This is a genomic window from Actinotignum stranguriae, assembly GCF_051265215.1.
GTDB classification, from domain to species: domain Bacteria; phylum Actinomycetota; class Actinomycetes; order Actinomycetales; family Actinomycetaceae; genus Actinotignum; species Actinotignum schaalii_C.
Window position 1 is genome coordinate 61089 of sequence record NZ_JBOZCJ010000007.1, and the last position, 24594, is coordinate 85682.

Annotated in this window: 19 protein-coding genes and 1 tRNA gene; 11 read left to right on the plus strand and 9 right to left on the minus strand. The window is 63.0% G+C overall.

From position 1 onward, the window contains the following. Positions 1 to 74: 74 nt before the first annotated feature. Together ACRQEG_RS04045 and ACRQEG_RS04050 are read left to right on the plus strand one after the other, a co-directional pair. On the plus strand, positions 75 to 4292 hold the full coding sequence (locus ACRQEG_RS04045; RefSeq protein ID WP_435733787.1) for a PDDEXK-like endonuclease domain-containing protein: 4218 nt from the start codon (positions 75 to 77) through the stop codon (positions 4290 to 4292). Positions 4293 to 4341: 49 nt separating this feature from the next. Further along, positions 4342 to 4635 carry a hypothetical protein gene (locus ACRQEG_RS04050; protein WP_435733788.1) on the plus strand — a complete coding sequence of 98 codons (294 nt, stop codon included), beginning with the start codon at positions 4342 to 4344 and terminating at the stop codon, positions 4633 to 4635. A 76-nt stretch (positions 4636 to 4711) separates the two neighbouring features. Here the strand turns inward: ACRQEG_RS04050 and mscL are convergent, their stop codons facing one another. The 4 genes from mscL to ACRQEG_RS04070 all read right to left on the minus strand — a co-directional run bounded on the left by mscL (position 4712) and on the right by ACRQEG_RS04070 (position 6840). Next, a complete protein-coding gene (gene mscL / locus ACRQEG_RS04055; protein WP_016443270.1) occupies positions 4712 to 5095 on the minus strand; it encodes a large conductance mechanosensitive channel protein MscL in 384 nt (127 codons plus the stop codon). Positions 5096 to 5145: 50 nt separating this feature from the next. Next, entirely contained in the window at positions 5146 to 5778 is a 633-nt protein-coding gene (locus ACRQEG_RS04060) for an SAF domain-containing protein (protein ID WP_274733409.1), read from the minus strand. A 108-nt stretch (positions 5779 to 5886) separates the two neighbouring features. Beyond that, the gene (locus ACRQEG_RS04065) at positions 5887 to 6096 is read right to left on the minus strand and encodes an FmdB family zinc ribbon protein (protein WP_126135290.1); all 210 of its coding nucleotides are present in this window, start codon (positions 6094 to 6096) and stop codon (positions 5887 to 5889) included. A gap of 108 nt (positions 6097 to 6204) precedes the next feature. Next, positions 6205 to 6840, minus strand: coding sequence for a 5-formyltetrahydrofolate cyclo-ligase (locus tag ACRQEG_RS04070; protein WP_274733411.1), 636 nt, complete (start codon positions 6838 to 6840; stop codon positions 6205 to 6207). Between the two features lie 205 nt (positions 6841 to 7045). Between ACRQEG_RS04070 and ACRQEG_RS04075 the strand changes: the two genes are divergently transcribed. The 5 genes from ACRQEG_RS04075 to ACRQEG_RS04095 all read left to right on the plus strand — a co-directional run bounded on the left by ACRQEG_RS04075 (position 7046) and on the right by ACRQEG_RS04095 (position 12338). Further along, a complete protein-coding gene (locus ACRQEG_RS04075) occupies positions 7046 to 8272 on the plus strand; it encodes a molybdopterin molybdotransferase MoeA (RefSeq protein ID WP_274733412.1) in 1227 nt (408 codons plus the stop codon). Between the two features lie 109 nt (positions 8273 to 8381). Further along, positions 8382 to 9797 carry a hypothetical protein gene (locus ACRQEG_RS04080; protein ID WP_274733413.1) on the plus strand — a complete coding sequence of 472 codons (1416 nt, stop codon included), beginning with the start codon at positions 8382 to 8384 and terminating at the stop codon, positions 9795 to 9797. 149 nt (positions 9798 to 9946) lie between these two features. Further along, positions 9947 to 10022: transfer RNA gene (locus ACRQEG_RS04085), tRNA-Ala, on the plus strand. 243 nt (positions 10023 to 10265) lie between these two features. Then, a complete protein-coding gene (locus ACRQEG_RS04090) occupies positions 10266 to 11531 on the plus strand; it encodes a DNA cytosine methyltransferase (protein WP_284906514.1) in 1266 nt (421 codons plus the stop codon). A 9-nt stretch (positions 11532 to 11540) separates the two neighbouring features. Next, positions 11541 to 12338 (plus strand): endonuclease, encoded by a 798-nt coding sequence (locus tag ACRQEG_RS04095; protein ID WP_274736466.1) that lies wholly within the window; start codon positions 11541 to 11543, stop codon positions 12336 to 12338. 148 nt (positions 12339 to 12486) lie between these two features. On the opposite strand, the gene ACRQEG_RS04100 is transcribed toward ACRQEG_RS04095, so the two are convergent. Genes ACRQEG_RS04100 through ACRQEG_RS04110 form a run of 3 tightly spaced genes read right to left on the minus strand, consistent with a single transcriptional unit; the run spans position 12487 to position 15941 of the window. After that, on the minus strand, positions 12487 to 13131 hold the full coding sequence (locus tag ACRQEG_RS04100) for an ABC transporter ATP-binding protein (protein ID WP_274734382.1): 645 nt from the start codon (positions 13129 to 13131) through the stop codon (positions 12487 to 12489). Between the two features lie 9 nt (positions 13132 to 13140). Further along, entirely contained in the window at positions 13141 to 14580 is a 1440-nt protein-coding gene (locus tag ACRQEG_RS04105) for an FtsX-like permease family protein (RefSeq protein ID WP_279058069.1), read from the minus strand. Continuing rightward, positions 14577 to 15941: an ABC transporter permease gene (locus ACRQEG_RS04110; protein ID WP_435733789.1), complete on the minus strand. Its 1365-nt coding sequence runs from the start codon at positions 15939 to 15941 to the stop codon at positions 14577 to 14579. The genes ACRQEG_RS04105 and ACRQEG_RS04110 overlap by 4 nt, the downstream gene beginning before the upstream one ends. Before the next feature lie 275 nt (positions 15942 to 16216). Here ACRQEG_RS04110 and ACRQEG_RS04115 point away from each other — a divergent pair, with 275 nt between their 5' ends. From ACRQEG_RS04115 to ACRQEG_RS04125, 3 genes are all read left to right on the plus strand, one after another. After that, positions 16217 to 17695, plus strand: a complete 1479-nt coding sequence (locus ACRQEG_RS04115) for a threonine synthase (RefSeq protein ID WP_284903707.1) — start codon at positions 16217 to 16219, stop codon at positions 17693 to 17695. Between the two features lie 168 nt (positions 17696 to 17863). Further along, positions 17864 to 18820 (plus strand): ribokinase, encoded by a 957-nt coding sequence (locus tag ACRQEG_RS04120; protein ID WP_284903709.1) that lies wholly within the window; start codon positions 17864 to 17866, stop codon positions 18818 to 18820. A 97-nt stretch (positions 18821 to 18917) separates the two neighbouring features. Continuing rightward, positions 18918 to 19781 carry a Cof-type HAD-IIB family hydrolase gene (locus tag ACRQEG_RS04125; protein WP_284903710.1) on the plus strand — a complete coding sequence of 288 codons (864 nt, stop codon included), beginning with the start codon at positions 18918 to 18920 and terminating at the stop codon, positions 19779 to 19781. 12 nt (positions 19782 to 19793) lie between these two features. Here the strand turns inward: ACRQEG_RS04125 and ACRQEG_RS04130 are convergent, their stop codons facing one another. Further along, positions 19794 to 20666 carry a hypothetical protein gene (locus ACRQEG_RS04130; protein WP_435711055.1) on the minus strand — a complete coding sequence of 291 codons (873 nt, stop codon included), beginning with the start codon at positions 20664 to 20666 and terminating at the stop codon, positions 19794 to 19796. 390 nt (positions 20667 to 21056) lie between these two features. Here ACRQEG_RS04130 and ACRQEG_RS04135 point away from each other — a divergent pair, with 390 nt between their 5' ends. Then, positions 21057 to 22448, plus strand: a complete 1392-nt coding sequence (locus tag ACRQEG_RS04135; protein WP_435711054.1) for an NAD-dependent succinate-semialdehyde dehydrogenase — start codon at positions 21057 to 21059, stop codon at positions 22446 to 22448. Positions 22449 to 22562: 114 nt separating this feature from the next. Here ACRQEG_RS04135 and ACRQEG_RS04140 read toward each other — a convergent pair whose 3' ends face one another. Beyond that, the gene (locus ACRQEG_RS04140) at positions 22563 to 24050 is read right to left on the minus strand and encodes an amino acid permease (protein WP_284903717.1); all 1488 of its coding nucleotides are present in this window, start codon (positions 24048 to 24050) and stop codon (positions 22563 to 22565) included. Positions 24051 to 24594: the final 544 nt, after the last annotated feature.

Genomic DNA, 24594 nt, shown 5'->3' on the forward strand with positions numbered 1-24594 from the left:
CCCGAGCCTATGCCGGTTGGCAGGAGGAGCTGAGGGCGCGGGCGGAGCGCGCGGCGGAAAACGCGGCCGCGCGAGTGTGCATTGATCTTACCCACCCGCATCCGACCGGGGGAGCACAGTTTTCTTCCGGGGCGCCTACTCGCCTCACCTCGCTTATTCGGGAGGAGCGTAGCCAGCAAGAAGCTTTAGCCACGTGGCGAACCCTGCGTGAGCAGGTAGCGCGTGCCGCTGAAGAATACGGGTACGCCCCGATACAGTTGGCCAGCGGAAACCTGACGTGGACGGAGCTCCCGCCGCGCCGGCCCAGTGATGAGCTAGAACCCGGCTATGAGGACACCGGCGAACTCAAGCTCGATCCGGAAGCAATGCGGGCCTGCGCGGAGGAGGCCGCGCAGGCTGCGGAAGGCACTCAGGTGGAGGCGCAGGCCGGGTTTGCGGAGTCACTCGAGCAGCCCGCCGCGCAATCCAGTCCAGCTGAAGTAAACGTAGCCGGTGCGCACCCGGCAGGAGCCGGCCCGGTGCCCGCCGCGCAAAGCGGCGAAGAAAGCCGGCAGGTGCGTGAAGTGAGCGTGCCGATTGTCTACCGCTTGCTACGGGTGGAGGACGTGGGCACCGATGCCCTCATCCAAACCACCCCGGCCCTGTCCGTCAATCCGGATATTGTGAGTGCACTGCGCCAACACGGCGCCCCGGTGCGGGAATTAGCCCAGCTCACCCGGGTGGAACGGGCCACCGAAGATGAGCTTATTACCCGGGTGCGGCGCCTGTCCCACCTCTATTTGCCCGGGGCGTCCTACCGCCCTCAGGTGCTCTTGGGGATGTTTGCCGATCCGGCCGCGCGGGCCATTACCGATGCCGAGCTGCTGCGCCCGGTCATGATTCGTTCCGGGGTGCTCGCGGCGATTGCCGGTGATCGGGGCACCCACCAGCTCACCAGCGCCCCGCTTCCTCCGGCCGAGAAACGTGACCGGGCTCCCGAGGGCGAACGCGGGGTGGGCGATTTGGATGTGGCCGAACTTGCCGCGGTGGAGGCTGTGGCAACTGGCCGCGACGTCGTTATCGATACCCCGCCGGGAAGTGCGGACGTGACCACCCTGGTGGCGATTGCCGCGGATGCAGCAGCATCCAGCCGTTCCGTTCTTTATATTCCCGGCAGCAGGGCGCGGCGCGCCGCGGTGACCGCGCGGGCTGGAGAACTCGGTGTGGGCGAACTGCTCATCGACCTCTCTGATATTAACGACGCGGCTTTGCGGCTGCGCCAGGGCCTGCGCCAGAAGTTCCCGCAGATTGACGAAGAACGCACCCTGGCCGTGCGCCGCGATCTCAAAGCGGCCCGGCGCAGCCTGCGCGGTTACGTGAACGCCCTGCACGCCATCGATCCGGTATGGAATACCTCGGTGTATAACGTGCTCGAACATTTGGCTGAGCTTGCCGCCCAGCCCAAGGGGCCGGCCACGAAAGTGCGCCTGGATGCCACCGCCGCCGCGCGGGTGCGCGAGGAGCGCGAGGCGGTGCTCGAACGCCTCGCGGAAGCAAGCCGTGCCGGGGCCTTTACCGGGGGCGGGAATTCGGAATGGTTGCGCGCGCTGGTCCGCACGGAGGATGATGCCGCCCGCGCTTTCTCCACCGTGACCCGCATGGCCACCGAAACACTTCCCCTGGTCATGGAGCAATCCCAGCGAGTGGCCGGGGAAACCGGCCTGGCGCGCCCGAAGACATTGGCGCAGTGGATGGAACAAATCAAGATGCTCGAAGGGATCTCCGATACCCTCGAGGTCTTCAAACCGGCTATCTACGAACGTTCTGTTGCCGATATGGTGATCGCCACCGCGAGCGATGAATGGCGTGCCGAACACGGTGAAAGCATGAAACGTGCGCAGCGCCGCGCTCTCACCAAGCAGGCCCGCGATTTTGTGCGCCCGGGGATCCGGGTGGCGGATATGCACGCGGCCCTGAGCGAAGTGGCACGCCAACGCGATATTTGGCGCCGCTACAGCGCGGAAAGTGATTGGCCTACCCTCCCGGAAGGCATGACGATGATCCGCGCGACGGCCGCGGAAGTGGATGGGCAGGTGCGCGAACTCGAGGAATTCCTCCCGCACCGCGCTGGCCTGCGCCGCGAGCCCATCGAAAATGTGCTGGCCTTTGCGCGCGCTCTGGTCTCCCAGCGTCGGGTGCTTGATTCGCAGCCGCGCCGCATTGACCTCCTCCACGACCTTGAGGATAGTGGCCTGGGCGATTTCGCTCGTGATATGGCTCGCCGCGAAGTAAGCGGGGACGCGGTGGCTGCCGAACTCGACCTGGCCTATACCAATTCTGTGTTTGAGCAGCTCATTGCCCGTAACACCGTGCTGGCCCAGGCTGGTCCGCAGCAGTTGGCCCTGCTTGTACACACGGTGCGGGACCTGGATCGCGAACATGTGGAGAGCTTGCCCGGGCCGGTGCTGCGCGCCGCGATCACCCATATGCAAGAGGTTGCCCGCAAACAGCGCGAAGAAACTGTGGCCGTGGATCGTTACCTGGCCCGCGCTGGAGTGAGCGCGCTGGCCGACGTGACTGCCTCGGCAACCGCACTGGTCCAGGCGGCACGCCCGGTGTGGGTGGTACCGCCGGCGCTGGTTCCTGAACTCATTCCCACTTTGCCCTGGGCGGATGTGGTGATTCTGGACGGTATCGAGGATGTTTCGCTGGCTGCGGTGGTCGCCCTCATGGCGCGTGGCTCGCAGCTCGTCGTTTTCGGTGACGTGGCGCGGGCTGGTGCGGAGAGCGCGCTCGCGGCTTTGGCTGATGCGCTCCCGGTGTGCGAACTTCCTACCTTCCGTGCGCATCACGACGATCTTGCCCTCGCTTGCTTGCGCACCCTCGGGTACGACGACGCCGACCGCGCCGCTCCGGCGGGGCGGGCGCGCCGGGCTAACCGCCTGCACGTGGTGGACGGGCGCGGGGTGCCCTCCCCGAATACCGGGATGGTCGAAGCTCCCAGCGCGGAAGTGGATGCGGTGGTAGATGCCGTTGTGGATCATCTCCTCACCCGACCGGAAGAATCCCTGGCTGTTATTACGATTTCGCGTTTGCATGCCGTTCATGTGCGGGCGGCGGTGGAACGTACCATCGCGAATAGCCCGGCCCTGGCTGAGGCGGGTGAGTCCGCGGCTAGCCTGGTGCCGGTGGTGGATATCACCGGAGCGAGCGGGTTGCGGCGCGACCGGGTTATATTCTCGGTGGGCTTCGGGAAGACGGTGCACGGCCGGGTTCTGCACACCTTCGGGCCGCTCACGGAACCGGACGGCGCACGCTACCTGAGTGAGGCCCTCCTGGTTCCCAGCCGCTATATGAGCGTTATTTCTTCGCTGGGACCGGGGGATATCGGGGTGGATGATCTTTCCGGCGCGGCTCCCCGGCTTCTAGCCACCCTGCTGGAGACGGCCGCCCGGGAAGAATTACTCATCGGGGCGGATGAGGATGTGGCCAAGGCCAGCCCGCTGCTCTTCGACCTGGCCGCGCGCCTGCGCGGACGCGGGCTTTTCACCGCGCTCTACTACGGGTACGACGCCGGTTTGCGCATCCCGCTTGTTGTTGCCGAACACGAAGGCGATTGGCGAGTGGCTGTTTTGACCGACGACGCCGATTACGTTGCCGAACCGTCCCTGCGCCGACGTGACCGCTACCGGGTCGAGATGCTCGAGGATTTGGGCTGGAAAGTGGTGCAAACCTTCTCCTCTTCGATTTTCCTCGATCCGGAAGCCGAGGCGGACCGTATTGAAGCACTCGTACGGGTGGTACGCCGTGACGAGGCTGCCGCACGCCACCGGGCGGAAGATACCCCCGCTTTTGGTGCGGATGTAGAGGAAGTGAATTCTGCTGGAGCGGATTCTGCCGAAGCGGGAGCGCCGGATGCGGCGGGTGATGCCGGCGCTGCGGGTGCTGAACGGCCGGAGGATGCCGGCGTGGCAAACCAGCAAGACCAGCAAGGCGAGCCCGGCGCGGCACGTACGCACGGGCCGGCCGAGGGTGGCAGCCAGGAGGCAGGCCCTGCTGTGGCGCCGGATCCGGAAACGTCACGCCGGGCCCGGGGAAAGAAACCCGCGGTGCGACCGGGATTGCCGCTGGCCGCCTACTCGGACGACCAGCTTGATGACATGGTGGCCTGGATAGCTTCCGATGGGGTAGCCCGCACTTCCGAGCAACTGGTGGAAGAACTGCGGAGCGAACTGGATATCCGCCGCCGTGGGCCCCAGGCCGATGCGGTGCTCGGTAATGTGGTGCGCCGCTCCAGCCTGGCACAGGATTAGGTGAGCGGCGGTGGCGAGTAACGCGCATTCCCGGCGTACCCACCGGGCGGTGGTGCGTCTGTCTGAAGTGGATGCCCGGCGGATAGAAAGCGGCGAACTCAAGGATGCCGCCGAAGCTCTCCAGCGCCTCGCGCGCGGTGACGGGGGAGCGGATCTACCGCACCCGGATACGCCCACCAAGAAATCCGCGTTAAAAGAAGGTAGCGCCCCGGGGGCCAGCATCGTGGCACCCCGGGACGCGGTTGCATCCGCCCGTGAGGTTCGCACGCGGGATATCGTGGCGCGCACAGCTCACGAGCAGAGCATTCTTGACGAACGCCCGCCCCATTTCGGCAAGCTCTAAGCGGCAGCGAACTCCGGAAAAACAGTGAAGCTTCGCACCTGCTCAGACTCGCGCAGATTCGCGCAGGCTCACGCGATTAGTCGCGCTTGGCCCGCAGCTCATCACGGATCTCCTTGAGGAGGATGAGCTGGGGATCTTCCGGGGCCTCAGCGGCCGGCTTAGCGTGGCGTTCGCGCAGCTTATTCATGGGGAGCACCAGGAAGAAGTACAGTGCGAAAGCCACGATGAAGAAGTTGACCACCGCGGTGAGGAAGCTACCGAATTGAATTTCGCCTCCACCCAGGTGCCACACAAAATTACCGTCGAAATTCGGCTGCCCGAAAATCGCGGCGATAAGCGGCATGAGAATGTGGTCCGTCAGGGATTTCACCACGGCGGAGAAAGCCGCACCGACGATAACACCGACGGCGAGGTCCATAACATTGCCCTGCATAACAAATTTCTTAAAACCCGCGAGCACCTTGCATCCTTTCGCGCGGAAAGCCATCGGGACTACCCCGCTGGCAGAAACTACGGAGGGGCTACCAGCACTGCCCGCAAAGAATCCGCGGCAGCATAGCCCACGATAAGATTAGCGTCTTTTTCGCGAACAACCAGGTACAGCACTCGATATGTGGCGCCTTCGGAGAGCATGCCACCGTTCTTTTCTTCTTCCCCGATCCCCACCACCGCAGCCCGGTCTACCACCCGAACTGCACCAGCTTCTGTGCTGTGCTCCGGGGCGGGCCCATATAGCGCAATGAAATTACCCGGCTCAATAAAGTTTCCGGTTCCATCGGATGCGACCCGGACCGCGACCACCACGTGCCCGGCAGGTGGATCGCGTAAAAATTCTTGGGAAAGCAGCAGCCCACGAGCCAGGGGGTATCCAGCCGGAATACTAGCTGCCAGGCGCTGCCCGTCAGCTTCAGAGGCCGCGGTGAGGGCGTGATCCGGAATGAGTTCCCGGGCAATGGTGCGCGCCTCTACATCGCGCCCGCTCAGCACGTGCCCGGCCGGTAGGGAACGGCGCGCTACCAGCACGTGCCCGGTAGCCGGGTGGCGCTGTTCGATGGCCTGAAGAATGGAGAAAAAAGCCACGAGGGCAACCGCGGCCAGCAGCAGGTGGCGCACCCGCCACAATCGTGTGAGGAGTCCGGTCATAGCTCGAGGCTAGTGAGAAGTGCTCAGCTGCGGATCAGAACCAGGCCCTTCTGTGGATACCGGCAGCGTTTCGCGGAGCTGGGGATAAACCGGGTTACGCCGTCGTACTTACTTTTGCGTGGAGCTCCCACCCGAAGAACGCGAGTCATTGTGGTAGAAACCCGAGCCTTTGAAAACAATTGCGCTGATCCCTGCCATCACCTTGTGCAAGGAATCTTTTCCGCACTCCGGGCAGGTAACCAGAGCTGCGGCTGTCATCGACTGGTGCGCATCAAAATGGTGACCGCAATTATCGCAACGGTAACTGTAGGTAGGCACGTTCTTCCTTTCCGGGCCGGTGGCCGAGCCGAGGTGCGGCCGGCACAAGCCGTACGGCGCATTATTCTAGCGCGTGACAAGTACCCTCGGGGAAGTATCCCGCAACGCCTAGTGCATCGGGGTATGCCCGCCCAGGTCCACCGCGGTTTCAGGGAGCAGGACGTAGCGCACCGGCACATCCATCTCATCGTGGGGGAGGGGCGTGTGCACGTATTCCTCCGGCCATATCAAAGCGCCGACCGGGGTGGCGCTATCGAGCTGCTTGAGGACGCGATCGTACCAGCCCCCGCCCTGACCTAGGCGCACGCCGTCGTGATTGACGAGTAGCGCGGGGATAAAAGCGGCGTCGACCTCGCGTAATACGGTGGAATCGAGGGCTTCACCCCGGGGTGCGGGCGGCCGGCCGGGGGCCTGGTCGGTGAGATTATCGGCACCGGTATAGCGCGCCCATTGGCGGGTGAGCCCGGGGCCGAGCTTGGGAACAAGGAGGGTGCGGCCGCTGGCCACAATCGCATCGCAGAGCGCGCGAGTACCGGGTTCGTTATTGACGGAAATATAACCGGCAACCGTGGTGGCGGTGCCCAGGAAATCCAGCACGGTGGTGACCCAGCGGGCCTCGGCTTCCTCACGGGCTGCGGGGGTGCGCTTGGCCCGAGCCGCGCGCACCGTTGCGCGCAAGGCTTGTTTGGCTTCCGGCAGCGCCATCGCGGAGACATCAGGAAGAGATAGGGTGTGGTAGGTCATGGCACCAGTGTGACACGAGCAGCTGGACGCCCGCTAGGAGTAAGGCCCTTACGCGCCACTCGCAAGGCCCTTATGCGCTCTCCGTACGGCCGAGCGCCGCCACCCGCTCAGTCCCGGGTGCCGCCCTGCTCAGCCCCGTGCGCGCGGCGTTAGCGCTGGCAGGCCCTCAACCCGGTACGCTGTGCTGTGTACCGAGGAGGAATGCGTGAAAACAGTAGCCGAGCAACTCGATGAATTCTTAAAGGTCGCCCAGCCCTTGGAGGCTCTCGATGTGGAGCTTGCCGACGCGATGGGGTGCATTCTTGCTGAAAACGTCGTCGCCACTGTTGACGTTCCTCACACCGACCTGGCGGCGCTGGACGGGTACGCGGTGCGCGCGGACGAAACTTTCGGTGCGGAGCCCGCCCGCCCGGCGCACTTCCCGGTGACGGACGATATTTTCGCCGTCACCACCGATCGCATCGCCCACACTCCTGGTGCGGCGGCCCGCATTGCTTCCGGGGCGCGGATGCCTACCGGCGCGGACGCCGTCGTTCCCCTTATTGATACGGATCACGGGGAAGCGCAGGTGGACATTACGGCGCGTGTGGCCCCCGGGGAAAATGTGCGTGCGCAGGGTGAGGACCTGCGGGCCGGCACCACGATTCTGGAGGAAGGCACCCGTATCGGGGCGCGCCATATTGCGCTGCTGGCGGCGGCCGGGCGGGACCGGGTGCGGGTGCGGCCGGCGCCGCGCGTCGTCGTGATGTCCGTGGGCGATGAACTGGTGGCGCCAGGAAAAGCCTTGGGTAACGGGAAGATTTACGACGCGAATTCGCACGCGCTCGCGACCGCGGTGCGCAATGCCGGGGCGGTTGCGTATCGCGTGCCGGCGGTTTCGGATGACCGCCACATTTTGCGGGAGTCTTTGGAGGACCAGCTGTTGCGCGCCGACGTTATCCTCACCACCGGCGGTTTGAGTTACGGGGGTGGAGATACCCTCAAAGAGGTCCTGTCCCCGCTCGGGTCGATGCGGTTCGACGCCGTCGCTATGAATCCGGGCCGGCACGTCGGGGTGGGCACCATCGGAGCCGACGGCGCAAATTCGGCGCTCATGTTCTGCCTGCCGGGCAACCCGGTGGCCGCGCTCGTGTGCTTTGAAGTTTTTGTGCGTCCCTCGCTGCGGAAAATGGCTGGCTACAAGCACGTGACCCCGCGCTCCATTCGGGCGCGGGCCGCGCGCGGGCTGCTGTCCAGGCCAGGAGTGCAGGATTACGTGCGAGTGCAGGTCTATGGTGATCCGCGCGCCGGCTACGAATTTGATCCCGTGGGGGATGTGGAGCTCCTTTCGCTGGCGAATTTTGCAAAATCGAATGGGCTCGCGGTGGTTCCCGCGGATCGAGAAAGTGTGGGCATCGGTGATGAACTGGAGTGCATGATCCTCAACGGATAGCCCAGCTCAGTAGTCCCACCTGCCCCATGAATAACACCGTTGTTATTCTCTCTACGAAAGTAACGGCGCGTCCCTGCCCGCGCGCCCCACGATTGGTTAAAGTGGCTGTGTGGGGTTCCAGGGATACGCGTTGATGGCAGTGGTTGTGCTGCTCATGGTCTATGTCATCCCTGGGGTGTATCGGCAGCGCGTCATCCTCGCGGATGTGCGTATTGACGAGCGCTATTCACCCCAGCTACGCACCCTCGCGCTGCCAAACGGAACGGTAGGCGTGGAAACTGGTGGGCCAACCGGGGCTATTTTTTTCCGGAAGCCGGAGGTCATCATGGCAGAGAACGACGAACGCGATATTCTTCCACCCAGCGCGGGGCGTAATGTGCGCACCCTGGCGCGGGAACGCGCGCGCCGTAAGGCACGTATTTCCCAGCGCGCCGCGAATCGGCAGCGCGGTTTCGTGGTTGCGGGCGCTCTAGCCCTACTTATTGTGGTGCTCGGTGCTCTTGCATTTACGACGACGATGCCACGCTGGATTTTCTACGTTGCCGTGGGCGTAGGGGTGCTTTACGGTGCGGGCTTTGGGTACTTGCTCAGTGAAATGGGGAAGGCGACTGCTCGCGACCGCGAGGATATTGCCGAAATCACCGAAGAACTCGGCATCCGAAAGACCCGCGGGGCGCAGCGCCACTCGCGCCGTCCGGCGCGCCCGCGCCCGGGGCGTTCGGCAGTTTCGGCTGCCTCGGCGCATTCGGCCTTGAGCGCGGCCAGCGCGGCGCTGGGAAGTGATGACCTCGGGGCGTTGACGGCTGACGCAAGCCGGAGCGCTGATCTGGGGCAGAGCGCTGACCTGAGCCGGAGTGCGGGGCGCGGTAGCGCGGCCACCACGCCGACGGCTGCTTCGGCGGCCACCGGTGCCGCAGCTGCGGTAGATGAAGGCGAAGCTAGCACGGCTGGCGCAGGTGCGACTGGTGAAACTGGCGATGCGCGGGCCGCAAAGGCTGAGGAACACGAAGCCGGGGTGAACCCGGGAAAAGCACGGAGCCGGAACGCGGGGGCGCAGGCACCTAAGCGCCGTTCCGGCATTTCGGTGACCCTTGGGCAAGGGATTATTGCCGCGGAAGATTTCGCTCCCATCGCCGGTTCGCAGCGTGAACAAGCGGAGAAGCTTCCCAAGCGTTTCGTGGCCGGGGCGGTTCCGCGCCGGCAGCTGCCCAGCTACACGCTCAAGCCGCAGATCCAGCAGCGCACAGTAGCGCCCTACCAGGCCCCAGAAGCGCCCGTTGCTCCGGTGCCCTATCGCCCGAAGGAGATCGGCGAGCGGGTGACTTTCGTGGACGCTGTCGCGCACGATGCGGCCGCAACCGCAGCCGCAGCCGCAGCGCCGGCGGGCCAAGCTGCGCCGCAAAGCACCGCGCCGGCAGCGAAGGCCGAAGCCGCAGTGCCTCCAGCTCAGCCAGCTGCAGCTGCGCATGATGGCCTCGCGGGTGGGGCGGCGCTGGACGAGCTGCTGCGCAAGCGCCGCGCATAGGTGTGGCTGGCCGGGTGAGCCTGGCTGACTTGTTGTGCCGCCGCGCCGCGGGTACTAACTGAAAATAGAAGATCGGGGAGTGGTGTAATGGGAACCACTCCCCGAAATTTCATTCCGGGCCGCTAGGGTGCTAAACTAATCAGGTCTTTGGGGCTATGGCGCAGTTGGTAGCGCGTCTCGTTCGCAATGAGAAGGTCAGGGGTTCGAATCCCCTTAGCTCCACCATTCTGGCTGATAAATACCCACACCACATTCCATTTCACATGCGGCTCAGGCCTATAGGTCTCATGCGGAAAGGGTAGACGAAACCCCGGCGATTTAGCCGAGGCTAGGGGTCGTTCCGGGGTCTTGGATCGCTAGGCTACCACAGGAAATAAGGTCATAGGACCCTTCTTCTGCTTCAAAATTCTGTCGTAGGCCGCTGATAGACATGCGAGCATGTCACAGAGTATTCGTCGTCCCATTGCCGTGGATCTTTTTTCGGGTGCAGGCGGGCTTTCCCTGGGCCTTGAGCAAGCCGGGTACGACGTTGCCGCGTCCGTTGAGTACGATCCCATCCACGCTGCGGTTCACGAATTTAATTTCCCCTACGGCACAACAATCTGCGCGGATGTGCGTAACGTCAGTGGTGCCATGATCCGCTCCGCATCAGATATTCAAGACCAAGAGATTCACCTTGTGGCGGGAGGTCCCCCCTGTCAGGGGATCTCGCTAATTGGCAAACGTGCTTTGGATGACGAACGTAATTCTCTCCTCAAGGAATTCGTTCGTTTGGTTCTGGAGTTGCGCCCGCGCTACTTCGTCATGGAAAACGTAGCGGGGTTAACCATCGGTTCGCACCGGCAGCTTCTTGATGAAGTCATTGCCATATTTACGTCTCACGGGGACTATCGCATTGTGGAGCCAGTAGCGGTGTTACAGGCAGCAGATTTTGGTACTCCCCAATCCCGTAAAAGGCTCTTTTTACTGGGTTATCGACAAGACTGCCCGTGCCCCAGTTATCCGAGCCCACGTTATACACCACGTCGCACCGATGGTTCACTTCCGGAAGAAAGCCTGTTTCCGTTGGGGCCTAGCGTCAGCGACGCTCTTGCAGATCTACCTGATGCAGATATTTTTGAGGAGTTGCTGCGCGGTGATTCGGTGGCGAGCGTTGAATACTCAGAGCCAAGTCCTTACGCGGCCACCCTGCGCGGTGTAACACAAGATTTGAGGAATTACGCCCGGCTCCGTCCGGCCGTGGGTAACCGGCTCACTGCATCTGCGCGAACGGTTCATACCCAGAAATCAATTGATCGATTCGAGGCAACTCGTCCTGGAACAACTGAAGGTATCAGTCGATTCCTTCGGCTTCACCCGGAAGGGATCTGCAATACCTTGCGCGCGGGTACCGCCTCAGACCGCGGGGCGTACACGGCGCCCCGTCCCATTCATCCTTTCTATCCGCGGGTTATCACAGTACGGGAAGCAGCACGTCTGCACGGCTACCCAGACTGGTTCAGATTCCATGTGACGAAGTGGAATGGTTTCCAAGAAATCGGAAACTCCGTTCCGGTCATGCTCGGCTGTGCAGTGGCCGCAGAAATTCTCAAAGCGGATAACGTGACCCCTACCCGCGGTGAATTCACTCCACTCGGTGATGAAGCGTTACTCTCTTTCACCGCGACCGAAGCCCAAGCATATTTCGGTCTTAAAGAACGTGTTATCCCGCAACGTACCAGAGCTGCAGGTTAGGAGAAAGGGATGGCAAACCAGAATAGATACGCACAGCTCATCAGCTGGGTGTTTCATCAACATTACGAGATTGGTGACACAGAAGTCTTGTGGGAACGCCACGAACTGATCGAGGCTGCGCAAGATTTAGGTGTCGCAGTTCCAAAGAACCTTGGTGATGTCATCTACTACGTAAGATTCGGGGCTCCTATGCCCGCAGAAGTAGCGCAGGAGGCTCCTGATGGAAAGGAGTGGGTAATCAGAGGTCGAGGGCAGGGGAAATACGCGTTCCGCTTAGTTAACCGAATCAGAATCACACCTAACCCCGCGCTGGCGGTTATAAAGCTTCCGGATGCTACCCCCGAAATTGTTTCCAGTGCAGCGCTTGGGGATGAGCAAGCACTCTTAGCGCTCGTACGCTACAACCGCCTTATCGATATTTTTCTAGGTGTCGCAGCCTATTCTCTCCAAAACCATTTACGTACATCGGTGACTGGTATCGGCCAAGTAGAGACTGACGAGGTGTACGTCGGTGTTGATAGTCATGGCCGCCAATACGTTATTCCAGTGCAGGCAAAAGGGCATCAGGATGACATCGGTATTACTCAAACTGAGCAAGACATTGCCCTATGCTCCGAAAAATGGCCGCATCTTGTATGCCGTGCGGTATCGGTGAAATTTGTTTCTGGTAAGCGTCTCGCTATTTTTGAGTTGACTGTGCAAAATGACGAAATCCGAGTACTGCGGGAAGCTCATTATGATCTGGTTCCTGCGCACGATATCTCACCCGATGATTTGCTCCAGTATGAACATACTGCTGCCGGTTAATATCGAGCATCCCGGCCCGAGACTCTTGCTGAAAATAGGGTGTGGTGGGCCGGCAAGACACTCTCGCCAGCCCACCAATGTTGTCATGTTTAGGTAGGTCGTGTACATGTGTAACGGATGCGCGATTACCACCTAGTGCACTGTCCGCTTAGCGCACGGTGGCTCGCTCGGTGAGGCGCCGGTGGGAGAGCGTGAGCACGCGATCCGCGCCCCGCGCAATATCCGCGGAGTGCGTGACAAGAATGACGCACTTACCGTGCAGATGTGCGGCGTCGTGCAAAATCTGAACCACGCCACGCGCGGTGTCCTCATCAAGGTTGCCCGTTGGCTCGTCCGCAAGAATCACCGGCGCCGGGGATGCCAGCGCCCGCGCAATCGCCACCCGCTGCTGCTGCCCACCGGAAAGCCGCAGCACATTACGGTGAATCTCATCCTCACTCAAACCCAACTCCACCAGCACGGAACTATCCGCCCGCCGATCCACCAACCGCACATTCTCCAGCGGAGTCAAGTAATCAATAAGGTTGTAATTCTGGAAAACCAGCGAAATATGGGCGCGGCGGTGATGCGCATATCCCGTCGTCGCAATATCCACACCCTCAAAAAGAACCGCGCCCTTCGTGGGCATATCCAAACCCGCCAGCAAACTCAACAGCGTCGATTTACCCGCACCCGAAGCCCCCAACAGCGCCGTGACCGTGCCCGGCTCAAAACCCGCGCACACATCGGTCAGCACCTTCGCGCCGCTACCCGGGTAGCTATAGCTCACGTGATCAAGTTCCATAACATTCATAATCTTTTCCTAACTCAGTGACGAAAGAATCTGCCGGGGAGACCGGCGCACAATCGGAAACAGCGCAATAGCCAGCGCCGCGGCAAGAATCCCAGTGCCGATACCCAGCGCCCACGCAATATCCGCGGCACCCACCGCCACCGGAGGCAAACCGGCCAGCGCGCCCGGTGCCGCACCGTCCACAACGGCTCTCCCCACCAACGCGGTAAGCTGGCGCCCCGCGAGAATAGCGACGACGCCGCCAGCCAGCGCCAGCGCGCCCAACTCAAGCGCGAAACCGCCGGCAATCGCCCGGCGCCGCTGCCCGAGCGAAAGCAAGACCCCAATTTCACGCATGCGCCCGCGCACCCACAGGGCCAAAACCGCGGCGGCAATGACCACGCCGGCAGCGCACGCACCGCTGAGCAGGGCACTCAACAGTCCCTCCACGCTATCCACCGCGCGCAACACCCCGCTGAAACTCGCGGCATTGTGCTCATAAGTGAGATCGGGAAGCGCAGCGCGGGCCGCGGCCAGGCTCGCTGGTAGCTCGCTCGCGCTCGCGGTGAAACACCGCACCCGAGTGGCACCCGTATCCCCGCTAAGCTCGTGGCCAGCCGCGCTATCCACGAGGATGCGATTCGCGGCCGCGCTCGCCGGTAGCCCGGAAGGATTCGGGGTGGTCCCGTCGAAAATCCCGGTGACCGTGCGGGTGACCTCGCCGGCCGGGCCGCGCAGTCGCAGCTCATCGCCAACCCGAAGCCCGTTCGCCGCGGCGAAATCACGGTGGATGAGGGCGCCCGGTTCCATTCCGCTGCTCATCTTTCCGGATGCGAGCCGGTAGAGCTTGGCCGCGAAAGCCGGGAAACGCGTCGGATCCGAAGTCGCGGTCACCGTCACCGCGCCTATAACACCAGCATCCAGTTGCACCCCACCCGCGGTTGCTACCGCGTGGGCCCCAACCGGAGTGGCCAGCACATCCAGTTCGGTAGCGGTGCTCTTTACCCCGGGTAGTGCCGCGAGCTGGGCGGCCTGCGCCGGACTCAGGGTAGGTGCGGCTTGCGTCAGCGGATTATTGCCCGGGTTATCACCCGAAACCTCGGTTGGACCCGCGCCGGGCTCACCCGCGCCTGATATTTCCGGCATGCTCTCCGCCGAACCATCCGCCACGCCATCCGCTGAACCATCCGCCACACCAGCCGGCGCACTCGCGACGAAACCGGCTCCCACCTGGGCATCAATAGCGGTGCGCAGCTGGCCCATGGCCCCGCGTACCCCGGCCTGGGCCACCAAAGCCGTGAAAATCAGGGTGATGACCACGAAAAGTAGGCCGTTGCGAACCGGGCGGCGCCGTAGCGCGAGCCCGGCACGCCTCCCCGCGCTCATGGGTGCGGGGAGCTGGGAGCTTTGCGGCACGTGGCCGCCCGCCTGGCTGCCCACCCGGCCGCTTTCGGGAGGTACCTCGCTCATGCCGCACTCACCAGCAGCTTGCGCGGGGAGGTGCGCAGCATGGGAAGGGCCGCCAGCACAGTTGCCCCGATAAGCACGGCAAGGGTGAGGGCCAGGGCAAGCGTCGTCGTACCCGCACTCAACTGGACCGTAAGATCATCCAAAGTGCGCGTGGCCGTGGTGACATCCACCCCGCCACCCAGCGGGGCCTGCGAGGTGAGCTCCTCCATTCCGGACTTCTTCACCGAAGCCAGCACGCTTGTCCCGACCCGCTGAGCGACCACGGTACTGAGGGCGACCCCGGCTGCCGCCGCCGGGATACTAATAAAGAGCAGCTCCACCAGGTACTGGCCCAGAATCTTCAGTTTCGAGGTGCCGATAGCGAGGAGCACCCCGGTTTCGCGGCGGCGTTCGCGCAGCCAGAGCACTAGGACCAGGCTGAGGAGCGCGAGGGCGAGCAGCGCCGTCGTAATAATTGCGCCGGTCATGACGCTCTGAACCCCGGCCACCGCTCCGGTAATACCGGTGAGCAGCTGAGAGGTGCGGGTGAGCTGGTAATTGCGCCAATCGATCGGAAGGCCGCGGGCCTCGTTCATCACCGTTTCGCTATCGGCGCCCTCGGTCACGAAGAAGGTGGTGTCCTGGTAAATTTCCGTCTCCGGGGTGTAGGCATACAGTGCCCGGGTGGTGGCAAGGTCGGTGTAAACCGCGTTGGCGAAAAGTTCGAGGCGGCGCGCGGCCGGCTGCGGATTATCCCCGCGCACCAACCCCACAATCTCCACGGTCACTTCCGCCGTGGATTTCTTTGTATTGTCGTAATCATAAGGATTACCGCGCAGGGTGAGTTTCGAGCCGACGGTCAGCCCGTTGAGCCGCGCTAAATCCTCGTGAATAATTGCCTTATTTTTATCCTCGCGGGTGATATGCCGCCCGGCCACCAGCTCGAGGGTGCCGCTGCGAATATTCGTTTCATCCGCGCTGGCACTCACCCCGCGCACGCTCACCGCATTGCCCAGCTGCGCCTCGCGCTTGGCATCGTATTCCTGCCGGTCCAGCCGGGCCACCTTGGCACCCACCAGGTCCGCGGTGACATCCTGGCGGGCGGTGAAGCAATCCACCCCGGGCAGCGCCGCGATCCGCTCCACGTCCGCGGGTTTGACCGTCCCGCCCCCGCGCGGGGTGCCGGAATTATAGGGGGAGTTCTCCAGCACGAAACCGGATCCCAGGGTGCGTTCCGCGTCGCGGCCCGCCGCTGCCGATGCCGTTTTCACCGCCCCGGCCGAAACCAGCACGGTGACCACGGCCGTGATGATGATGAAAAGAAGGAGGGTACGGATATGTTTTCGCGTGACGTAACGCCACGCGCGTCCAGCTAAGGTCACTACCGGGTACCTTTCACGTCTTCGGGAAAATTTCTGATAGGCACTAGCGTTTCTCAGCTTACTGGAGACTTCCTGGAGGCTTCGTGAAGAGAATGTGAAGAGCCCTGCGCGCGTGGCCCCTAGGCGCGTGGCCCCTGCGCGCCGCGGGCCGTGTGCACCGCGGCCCGTATGCGCCGGGCCGTTCGCGCTTGGCTACCGGTATTGCCAGCGGCGGGGAGCCACTATGATGGGAGAGCGGCCTTCTTCCCCGCGCCCACCCTCAGCGAAAGGCGAGCATGCAGTTCATCTCCACGCGTTCCGGGATGGAACCGGCTTCTTTTACCGATATTCTGCTCGACGGCCTGGCCCCGGACGGCGGCTTGGTGGTGCCCGCCAGCATCCCGCAGGTGGATGCTGCCCAGCTCGAAGCCTGGCGCACCCTGAGCTACCCGGAGCTGGCCGCCGCGATTATTGGCCTGTACGCCACCGATATTCCCACCGCGGACCTCGCGCGCCTCACCGCGGCCGCCTATAGCCCGCAGAATTTCCCGGGCGGGGTGCCGCTGCGCCGCGTGGATAACACCCTCGTGCTGGTGGGCCTATCCGAAGGCCCCACCATGGCCTTCAAGGATCTCGCCATGCAATTCCTGGGCCAGGCCATTCCCTACGTGCTGGCCGCCACCGGGCGCGAACTCACCATCCTGGGCGCCACCTCGGGGGATACTGGCTCCTCGGCGGAATACGCCTTCCGCGGCCAGCCGGGCGTGCAGGTGGTTATGCTCTCCCCGCGCGGGCGCATGTCCGCGGTGCAGCGCGCCCAAATGTATTCCCTCCAGGACGCCAATATCCACAACCTCGTCGTCGATGGCGTTTTCGACGACTGCCAAGATATCGTCAAAACCCTCAGCTCGGATATCGATTTCAAAACCCGCTACCGCATCGGCGCGGTCAATTCCATCAACTTCGGGCGGATCGCCGCGCAGATCGTCTACTACTTCTGGGCGTGGTTGCGTTATACCGATGGCACTTTTTCGCAGGCTTTGAACGACGACGCCGCCGCTGGCGCGGCCGCCCCTCCCGCTCCCGGTGGGGCCGGCGGGGAAGGGGCCGGGGCCAGCCAGGTGGATTTCTGTGTGCCCTCGGGTAACTTTGGCAATATTTACGCCGGTCACCTGGCCCGCTGCATGGGCCTGCCCATCCGCCGCCTGCTGTTGGCCACCAACGAAAATAATGTGCTGGAAGAATTCTTCACCACCGGGCGCTATACCCCGCGCTCGCGCGAGCACACCTTCGCCACCTCCAGCCCCTCCATGGATATTTCCAAGGCCTCCAATGTGGAGCGGTTCATCTGGCAGGTGCTGGGGGAGGATTTCCCGGCCGCCTGGGCGCAGCTGAGCGCCACCGGGACGTTAGATATGCGCGATTATCTGCCGGAATTCGGGGAGACATTCGGTTTCGCGGCCTCCTCATCCCACCATGCGGACCGCCTGGCTGCTATCGAATGGACCTACCGGACCAGCGGGATTCTCATTGACCCACATACCGCGGACGCGGTCACGGTGGCCCGCCGCCTGAGCGACGGCGCGGTCACGGTGCTCGCCATGGAAACCGCCCGCCCGGAGAAATTCGCGCATACCGTGCGTGAAGCGGTCGGGGATGTGGCCGATGGCCTGGAGGAACGCCTGGCCGGGCTGCTCGCCCTCCCGCAGCGTGCAACCCAGGTTCCCGCCGGTCCGGAAGCGGTGCGCGAGTACATCGCCACGCATTGCGCTTAGTGGGCAGGGGGTGGGTTCCCCGCGCGGCGCTGCGCGCCGCGCGCGTCGTCGTACCACCTTTGGGTGAGCGCGCCCGGAACCGGAGCGGCTCCGGGTAGTATTAGGGTGATGAGCCGCGCGATTGGCGCCGTCGCCCGCGCACGAGCCTAAATAGAACGGGGTGTATCCATGGCACGCATTTTCGTTGTTGGAAGCATGAATTCCGATACTTTCCTCAAGGTGGAGAATTTTGTGGAGCCGGGAGAAACAATTTCCGCGCTCAGCTCCCACACCGCGCTGGGCGGGAAGGGCCTCAACCAGGCGGTTGCCGCGGCCCGCATGGGAATTCCCGTTACGATGGTGGCCGCCCTCGGGCGCGATGCGGTGGGGGATGCCGTTGCCACGGAGCTCGCCGCGGAAGAAAATCTTGATATGACTGCCGTGCTGCGGGTGAGTGAACCCACCGGGCAGGCCATGATCCAATCCGATGCGGATGGCGAAAATGCCATCGTGGTGGTGGCCGGTGCGAACGCCGCGAATACCCCGGAGAATGTGGTGGAGCGCCTCGCCGCGGTGCAGGCGGGGGATATTGTGGTCTGCCAGCTGGAAATTCCCGAACCCGCGGTGGCGGCCGCCCTGGCGGAGGCGAAGAAACGCGGGGCCACCACGGTGCTCAATGCCGCCCCGGCCGCCCCGGTGGGTCACCTACTGGAGAATGTGGACGTGCTCATCGTCAATGAAACCGAGGCGGATACCATCTTGGGAACCAAGGTGACCGACCGCGCCCAGCAGCTCCATCTGCGTTACGGCGGTTCCATCGTGGTGACGCTGGGAAGCCACGGCTGCCAGTATATTGACGCCTACCTGCCCGATGCTGATGTCAAGGCCGATGCGCTACCCGCCCACCACGTGGATGTTGTGGATACCACCGGCGCGGGCGATGCTTTTGTGGGGGCTTTTGCGGCCGCACTGGCGGTGGGTGAATCCCTGGCTACCGCGGCCCGGTGGGGCACGGCGCTTGGCGCTATCGCCACCGGGGCCTCCGGGGCGCAAGGCTATACGGCCAGCCGCGCGGATGTGGTGGCGCTGGCCGGTGTTGGCGCCGCTAGCGGTGCTGGAGCGGACGCCGCGGCCACGGAAAACTAAGCAACCGGAGCGGGTGCCGCGGGCTTTTTCGCCGCGTACCCGCCACGGAAAACTAAGCACGGCGCTTGACCCCAGTACTACCCAGAAAGGTTTTTTCGTGCCTCCCGCACCTACCGAGCCCGCCCCCACCGATCTGAGCCTCCTGCGTGAGGCCGCCGCCAGCGTGAAACTCGTCGTCGTTGATATGGATGGCACCTTCCTCCTGCCGGGGAAGATTTTCCCGGAACGCGGCGATGAGCTGGTGGCGCGCCTGCGCGAGCGTGGCATTATTTTCTGCCCGGCCTCCGGGCGGCAGTACCAGACCCTCGCGGATATGTTTTCCGCCCACGTGGAAGGCATGCCGATTATCGCGGAGAACGGGGCGAATGTGCGCCGGGACGGCGAGCCGCTGGCCACCACCACCCTGCCGCGGGAAACCAGCGCGCGGGTGGTGGAGATCGTGCGCGAGCTCAGCGCGTCCGGGGAGGATGTGGGCACGGTGCTCTGCGGTGAGAAGGCTTACGCCGAACGCCGCGACAGCGCGTTCCTGGACGAAACCCTCGCCTACTACCACGCGAATGCGATCGTCCCTGACCTCATGCCCCATACCGAGGGGATTTACAAAATTGGGGTGCTCAGTTTCGCCGACCCGCTCCGGCGCGTGATTCCGCTGCTGGAAACCCTCGGGCCGGGCGTGGATGTGGTGCGCAGCGGCGAACTGTGGACGGATGTGAATCCCTCCGCCGCCACGAAAGGCACCGGCCTGGCCGGTCTCCAGGCCAGCCTGGGCATCAGCCCGGCGCAAACCCTGTGCTTCGGGGATTTCAATAATGACATCCCCATGTTCGAGCACGCCCGCTTCAGCTTCGCCATGGCGAATGCCCAGCCCGATGTGGTGGCGGCCGCCCGCTACGTGGCGCCCTCCAATGCGGAAGAAGGCGTGCTCACCGTGCTCAACGACCTCTTCGAGCTGGGCCTGTAGCCGTCAGCTTCGCTAGTTGTGCGGGGCCTGCGGTGCTTGCGGGTCTTCACCTTCGCGGGGCTGTTGCGGTTCTTCGCCCTCGCGCGGTTCTTGCACGAGCTGCGTTTCCGCGGGCGCTGCGCTTTCTGCGCGGTCCGTATTTTCGGGCGACGACGCCGCTGCTGGCGCAGCGGGCGGTGCCGGCGGGAAAACGGGATCCTGCGGCGGGAACTGCGGGCTCTGGCCGGCGAAAGGTGCCTGCGCGGCGGCGCCGGCACCGGTTCCGGGCTGCGCGGGGCTGGCTACCGTGGCCGGAGTTTTGGCGATTTGCCAGATGCCGAAGCCCAACATGAGCACCGCGGCCACCGCGAGCAGGTAGTAGCCAATACCGGGAGCAATATCCACATCCACGCCCTGGGCCTGCCCGTAAGCAATGATGGTATCCGCATCCGAGGGTTTGATATTAATGACCAGGTAAATCCCCACGATAACGGCGCCGACGATGCCACCCGAAGACCACGTTTTCCGCACGGCGGCGGGCGCCTGGCGCACCAGCCCCACGAAAGCGCCAATCGCGCCCAGGGCCAGCCCGATGGTGATGAAAATGGCCACCGACTTGGTATCGGTTTCCCACAGCTTGACGCCGAAATCTTCCGACTGGGTGCCGGCGCTCATATGCAGAGTCCAGAAATGCAGCGCCGTACCAATAAAACCGATAATGGACCCGGCCAGCACGCCGAGCGGAGCCGCCAGCGGCGGAGTGGTGCGAACCGCGGGCGCCGGCGTTGGCATTGGCGCCGGTGCGGGCATAGGCGCGGGGATAGGCGCGGGAGTGCCGTTGGGCTCGGGCGGATTCGAGGAGCGTTCCGAGGGCACGTCTGCCCCCTGGGGGAAAGTATTACTCATACCCCTAGTGTAGGGGCCGCGCCCCGGCGGCGGGCATGGCGGGCACGTTGTAGCGCGTGCGCAGTGGAACGACGACGCAGCACCGGGACAGGGGTCCCAAGGCTTTCCCATGTTCACCCAGAGATATGAAACCCCTCACATGTGTCCAAAAATAGGTAGAGTGATAGGTAGGAATGCGGGAGATTCCGCGTTCCGCCCATAACCGTATATATGCTCTCTTCCCGCGGGTAGCGAAGCGCCGTCGCCTCTCTACCCGGCCCTAAGTCCCTGTATCTGCGCTGCTCGTGCAAGGGGGGCGAGGCGCGCGGGATACGCCGGGAAGTCCATCGAATATATCCACTACGCGGGCGGGCCGCGGGTCTGCTCGCACCGATACGCGGAGGTCGAACAATGGCGTACAAGACAGTCAGTCCGTACACCGGTGAAATACTCAAGGAATATCCCACTGCCACGGATGAGGAAGTCAAGAAGGCAGTAGACGTTGCCCATAACGCCTTCCTGGCGTGGCGGGAAACATCGTATGAACAGCGCGCGCAGGTGCTTCAGAAGGCTGCCGACCTGCTGCGCGAACGCCGCACCGAATACGCCTCGATTATCACCAAGGAAATGGGCAAGGTGATCGGGGAAGCGGAAGCGGAAGTCGATATCTGCATCGCGATGTTTGAAGACTACGTGCGCAATGGCGAAAAGTATCTGGCCACCCGCACGCTCCCCTCGGATAAATACGGGAAGGATTCCGTGCAGCTGCTCTTCCAGCCGCTCGGGGTGCTCTTCATGGTGGAACCGTGGAACTTCCCATACTACCAGATTGTCCGCGTGGCTGCCCCACAGCTTTTCGCGGGCAATACCCTCATTCTCAAGCACGCATCCATCGTTCCGGAATCGGCCGCTGCCTTCGTGGAGATCTTCCGCGAAGCGGGCCTGCCCGAAGGCTGCTTCCAGAATCTCTACCTCTCGCATGACCAGTCGGAAATTGTGCTGGCCGATCCGCGGGTGCGCGGAGTGGCGCTCACCGGCTCGGAAGTAGCCGGGGCGGCTATCGCGCAGCTGGCCGGCAAGTACATTAAGAAGTCCACGCTGGAACTGGGTGGGGCCGATGCTTTTATCGTGCTCGAGGATGCCGATATCGATAAGACGGTCGCCTGGGCGGTGACCGGCCGGCATTGGAATGCCGGGCAGGTGTGCTGCTCATCCAAGCGCATGATCGTGGTGGATTCCGTGTACGACGAATTCCTGGAGAAGTACCGGGAAGGCGTCAAGCAGCTCAAGGCCGGGGACCCGATGGATCGGGAAACCACCCTGGCGCCGCTCTCCTCCGCGGCAGCAAAGCGTGATCTGGCCAAGCAGCTCGAGGAAGCTATCGCTGAGGGCGCCAAGGCCGAAGAAGCCGGAATTGAGCTACCCGAGCACGGCAACTTCTTCCAGCCCACTATCCTCACGGAAATCCCCGAGGGCGCGAAGTGCCGCTATACGGAATTCTTCGGGCCGGTCTCCCAGATTTACCGGGTCAAGGACGAAGAAGAGGCGATTACCCTCGCTAATGATTCGCCCTACGGCCTGGGCGGCTCGGTCTTTACCGAGGATCTGGAACGCGGCAAGAAGGTAGCCGCGCGGCTGGATACCGGAATGGTCTACCTCAACCATCCCACCGCGGTCGCGGCGGATATTCCCTTCGGCGGCGTGAAGAACTCCGGCTACGGCCACGAACTCATCGACCTGGGTATTCACGAATTCGTCAATATCAAGGTGGTGGCCAATTCGCCCATCGACGGCGAATTCTAAGCCCTGATCGCCCGCGGCCCAAGCAGCCGCGGGTGGCCCAATCTCCCGTGGGCCAGATGCACCGGGCCGGGATGCTCACATCCCGGCCCGGTCGTCGTCGTACTTTAATAATAATTACGCGCGCGCATGGCGCTTCTCACGCGAAACTTTCACCTGGTAGGCGATGGTGAGGAGCAGCAGCCAGGCTGGGCCAACGAAAACGGCCACGCGGTAGGCGTCTTGGAACAGCATGAGGACCACGCAGGCCGCCAGCGCCACCAGCACGAAAATGCTCGAGGCGAGGCCACCGGGGAGTTTGTAGCTAAGGCCCGCCACGCGTTCCGGGCCGAGTGCGGCGCGGAATTTCAGCTGCGTGATCATGACCATCGTCCAGTTGATAATCCCGGCGATGAGGGCGATGGAAAGCAGGTACCCGAAAGCGAAATTCGGGAACGCGAAGACTACAATGACCGCCACCACCGTCACGGCCGAGGACGTCAAAATTCCCACGTACGGCGTGCCCGCGCGCGAAAGCGTGGCGAAAATCCGCGGCGCATTTCCTTGTTGCGCCAAGGAATACAGCATGCGGCCATTGGAATACAGGCCGGAATTGTAGACGGAGAGCGCCGCGGTGAGCACCACGAAATTGAGGATATGGGCCGCGAAGGTGATCCCTACCGAATCGAAAATCTGGACGAAGGGGCTGGCGTGCCCGTCGATGGAGCGCCACGGGATGACCGCCATGATGATGGCGAGCGAGAGCACGTAAAAAATGAGGATGCGCTGAATCACCAGGTTGATGGCGCGCGGGATGGACCGGCGCGGGTCGTCCGCCTCCCCGGCGGTGATGCCGATAAGCTCAATGCCGCCAAAACTAAACATAACGACGACGAAAGCAAAAGTCGCCCCCTTCAGGCCATTGGGGAAAACCAGCTCGGCGAAGGAGGTTCCGGGCGGAACCTGGTGGGGTTCTTGGAGCCCGACGACGAGCACCAGGATTCCCAGCACGATCATGCCGATAATCGCCACCACTTTGACCAGCGCGAACCAGAATTCGAATTCGCCGAAGGCGCGCACCCCGAGTAGGTTGACCGCCGTGATGAACACCAGGCAGAAGGCCGCGGTGAGCCAGGTGGGGACCGCCGGGAACCAGTAGTTGATATACAGGCCGACGACGGACAGCTCCGACATCGCCACGAAAATGTAGTTAAACCAGTAATTCCAACCCGAGATGAAGCCGGCGCGCGGGCTCCAATATTTGTAGGCGTAGTGGGAGAAGGCGCCGGGGACCGGCTCGTGCACGCTCATCTCACCCAGGGCGCGCATAACAAGGTAGATCGTGCAACCGCCAATGAGGTAGACGAAGAGGATCGCCGGGCCGGCCAGGCTGATGGAGGAAGCCGAGCCGTAGAAGAGGCCCGTGCCGATGGCCCCGCCCAGCGCGATCATCTGGATATGGCGATTGTGGAGGTCGCGGTGCAGGTGGGCAGCGTGATGCTTGGTGTGGGTACCCGGTGCTGGTGTGCCGGCGGGTGCCGGTGAGCTGGACGTGGGTGTGCCGGGTGCCGTGGGCGTGCCGGGTGTTGGAGTTCCGGCGGGTGCCGGCGTGGAATTCGTGGACATAGAGGTCTTTCCCGATATGTGAGGAATGTGCTTATAGCGCCTTGAGCTTATCGCCTTGAGTGCGCGGGTGGGGAATTATGGGCGCGTGATGGAAAGGGTGAGGGTGAGAGCTGCCCGCCCGTGAGATGCTTGGCCGGAGCGGTGGAGCCTTTCCGGTGAGTAGGTGGTGCCCGCCGCCGTGCATAGTGAAACATGACGCGCTTGCGGAGTGGTACAGACACCAATTGTCACTATAGACACATGATTAACAGCTGGTGCCATTCGGATGGATTGTGGGAAACGGGGTATATTAATTCGCCCGCATGCACTTCTACCTGGTAACTTACATTTCTTCAATAAAAAGTACGTGTTAATTTGGCGCGGAATTTGAAGCTAAACTGCCGATAGTGACGATGGTCACAGAGTTTCGGAAATCTCATCGTTCCCGTATATTAATAGAGCGCAATAAAGTATTGTGACTGTTGTGGCGGCTTATAGGACAAAATGTGTTGGTTACGGTTTAGTAGGTTTGGTTCCATTTAGCCCCGTTGTGTAGATCGGTCCA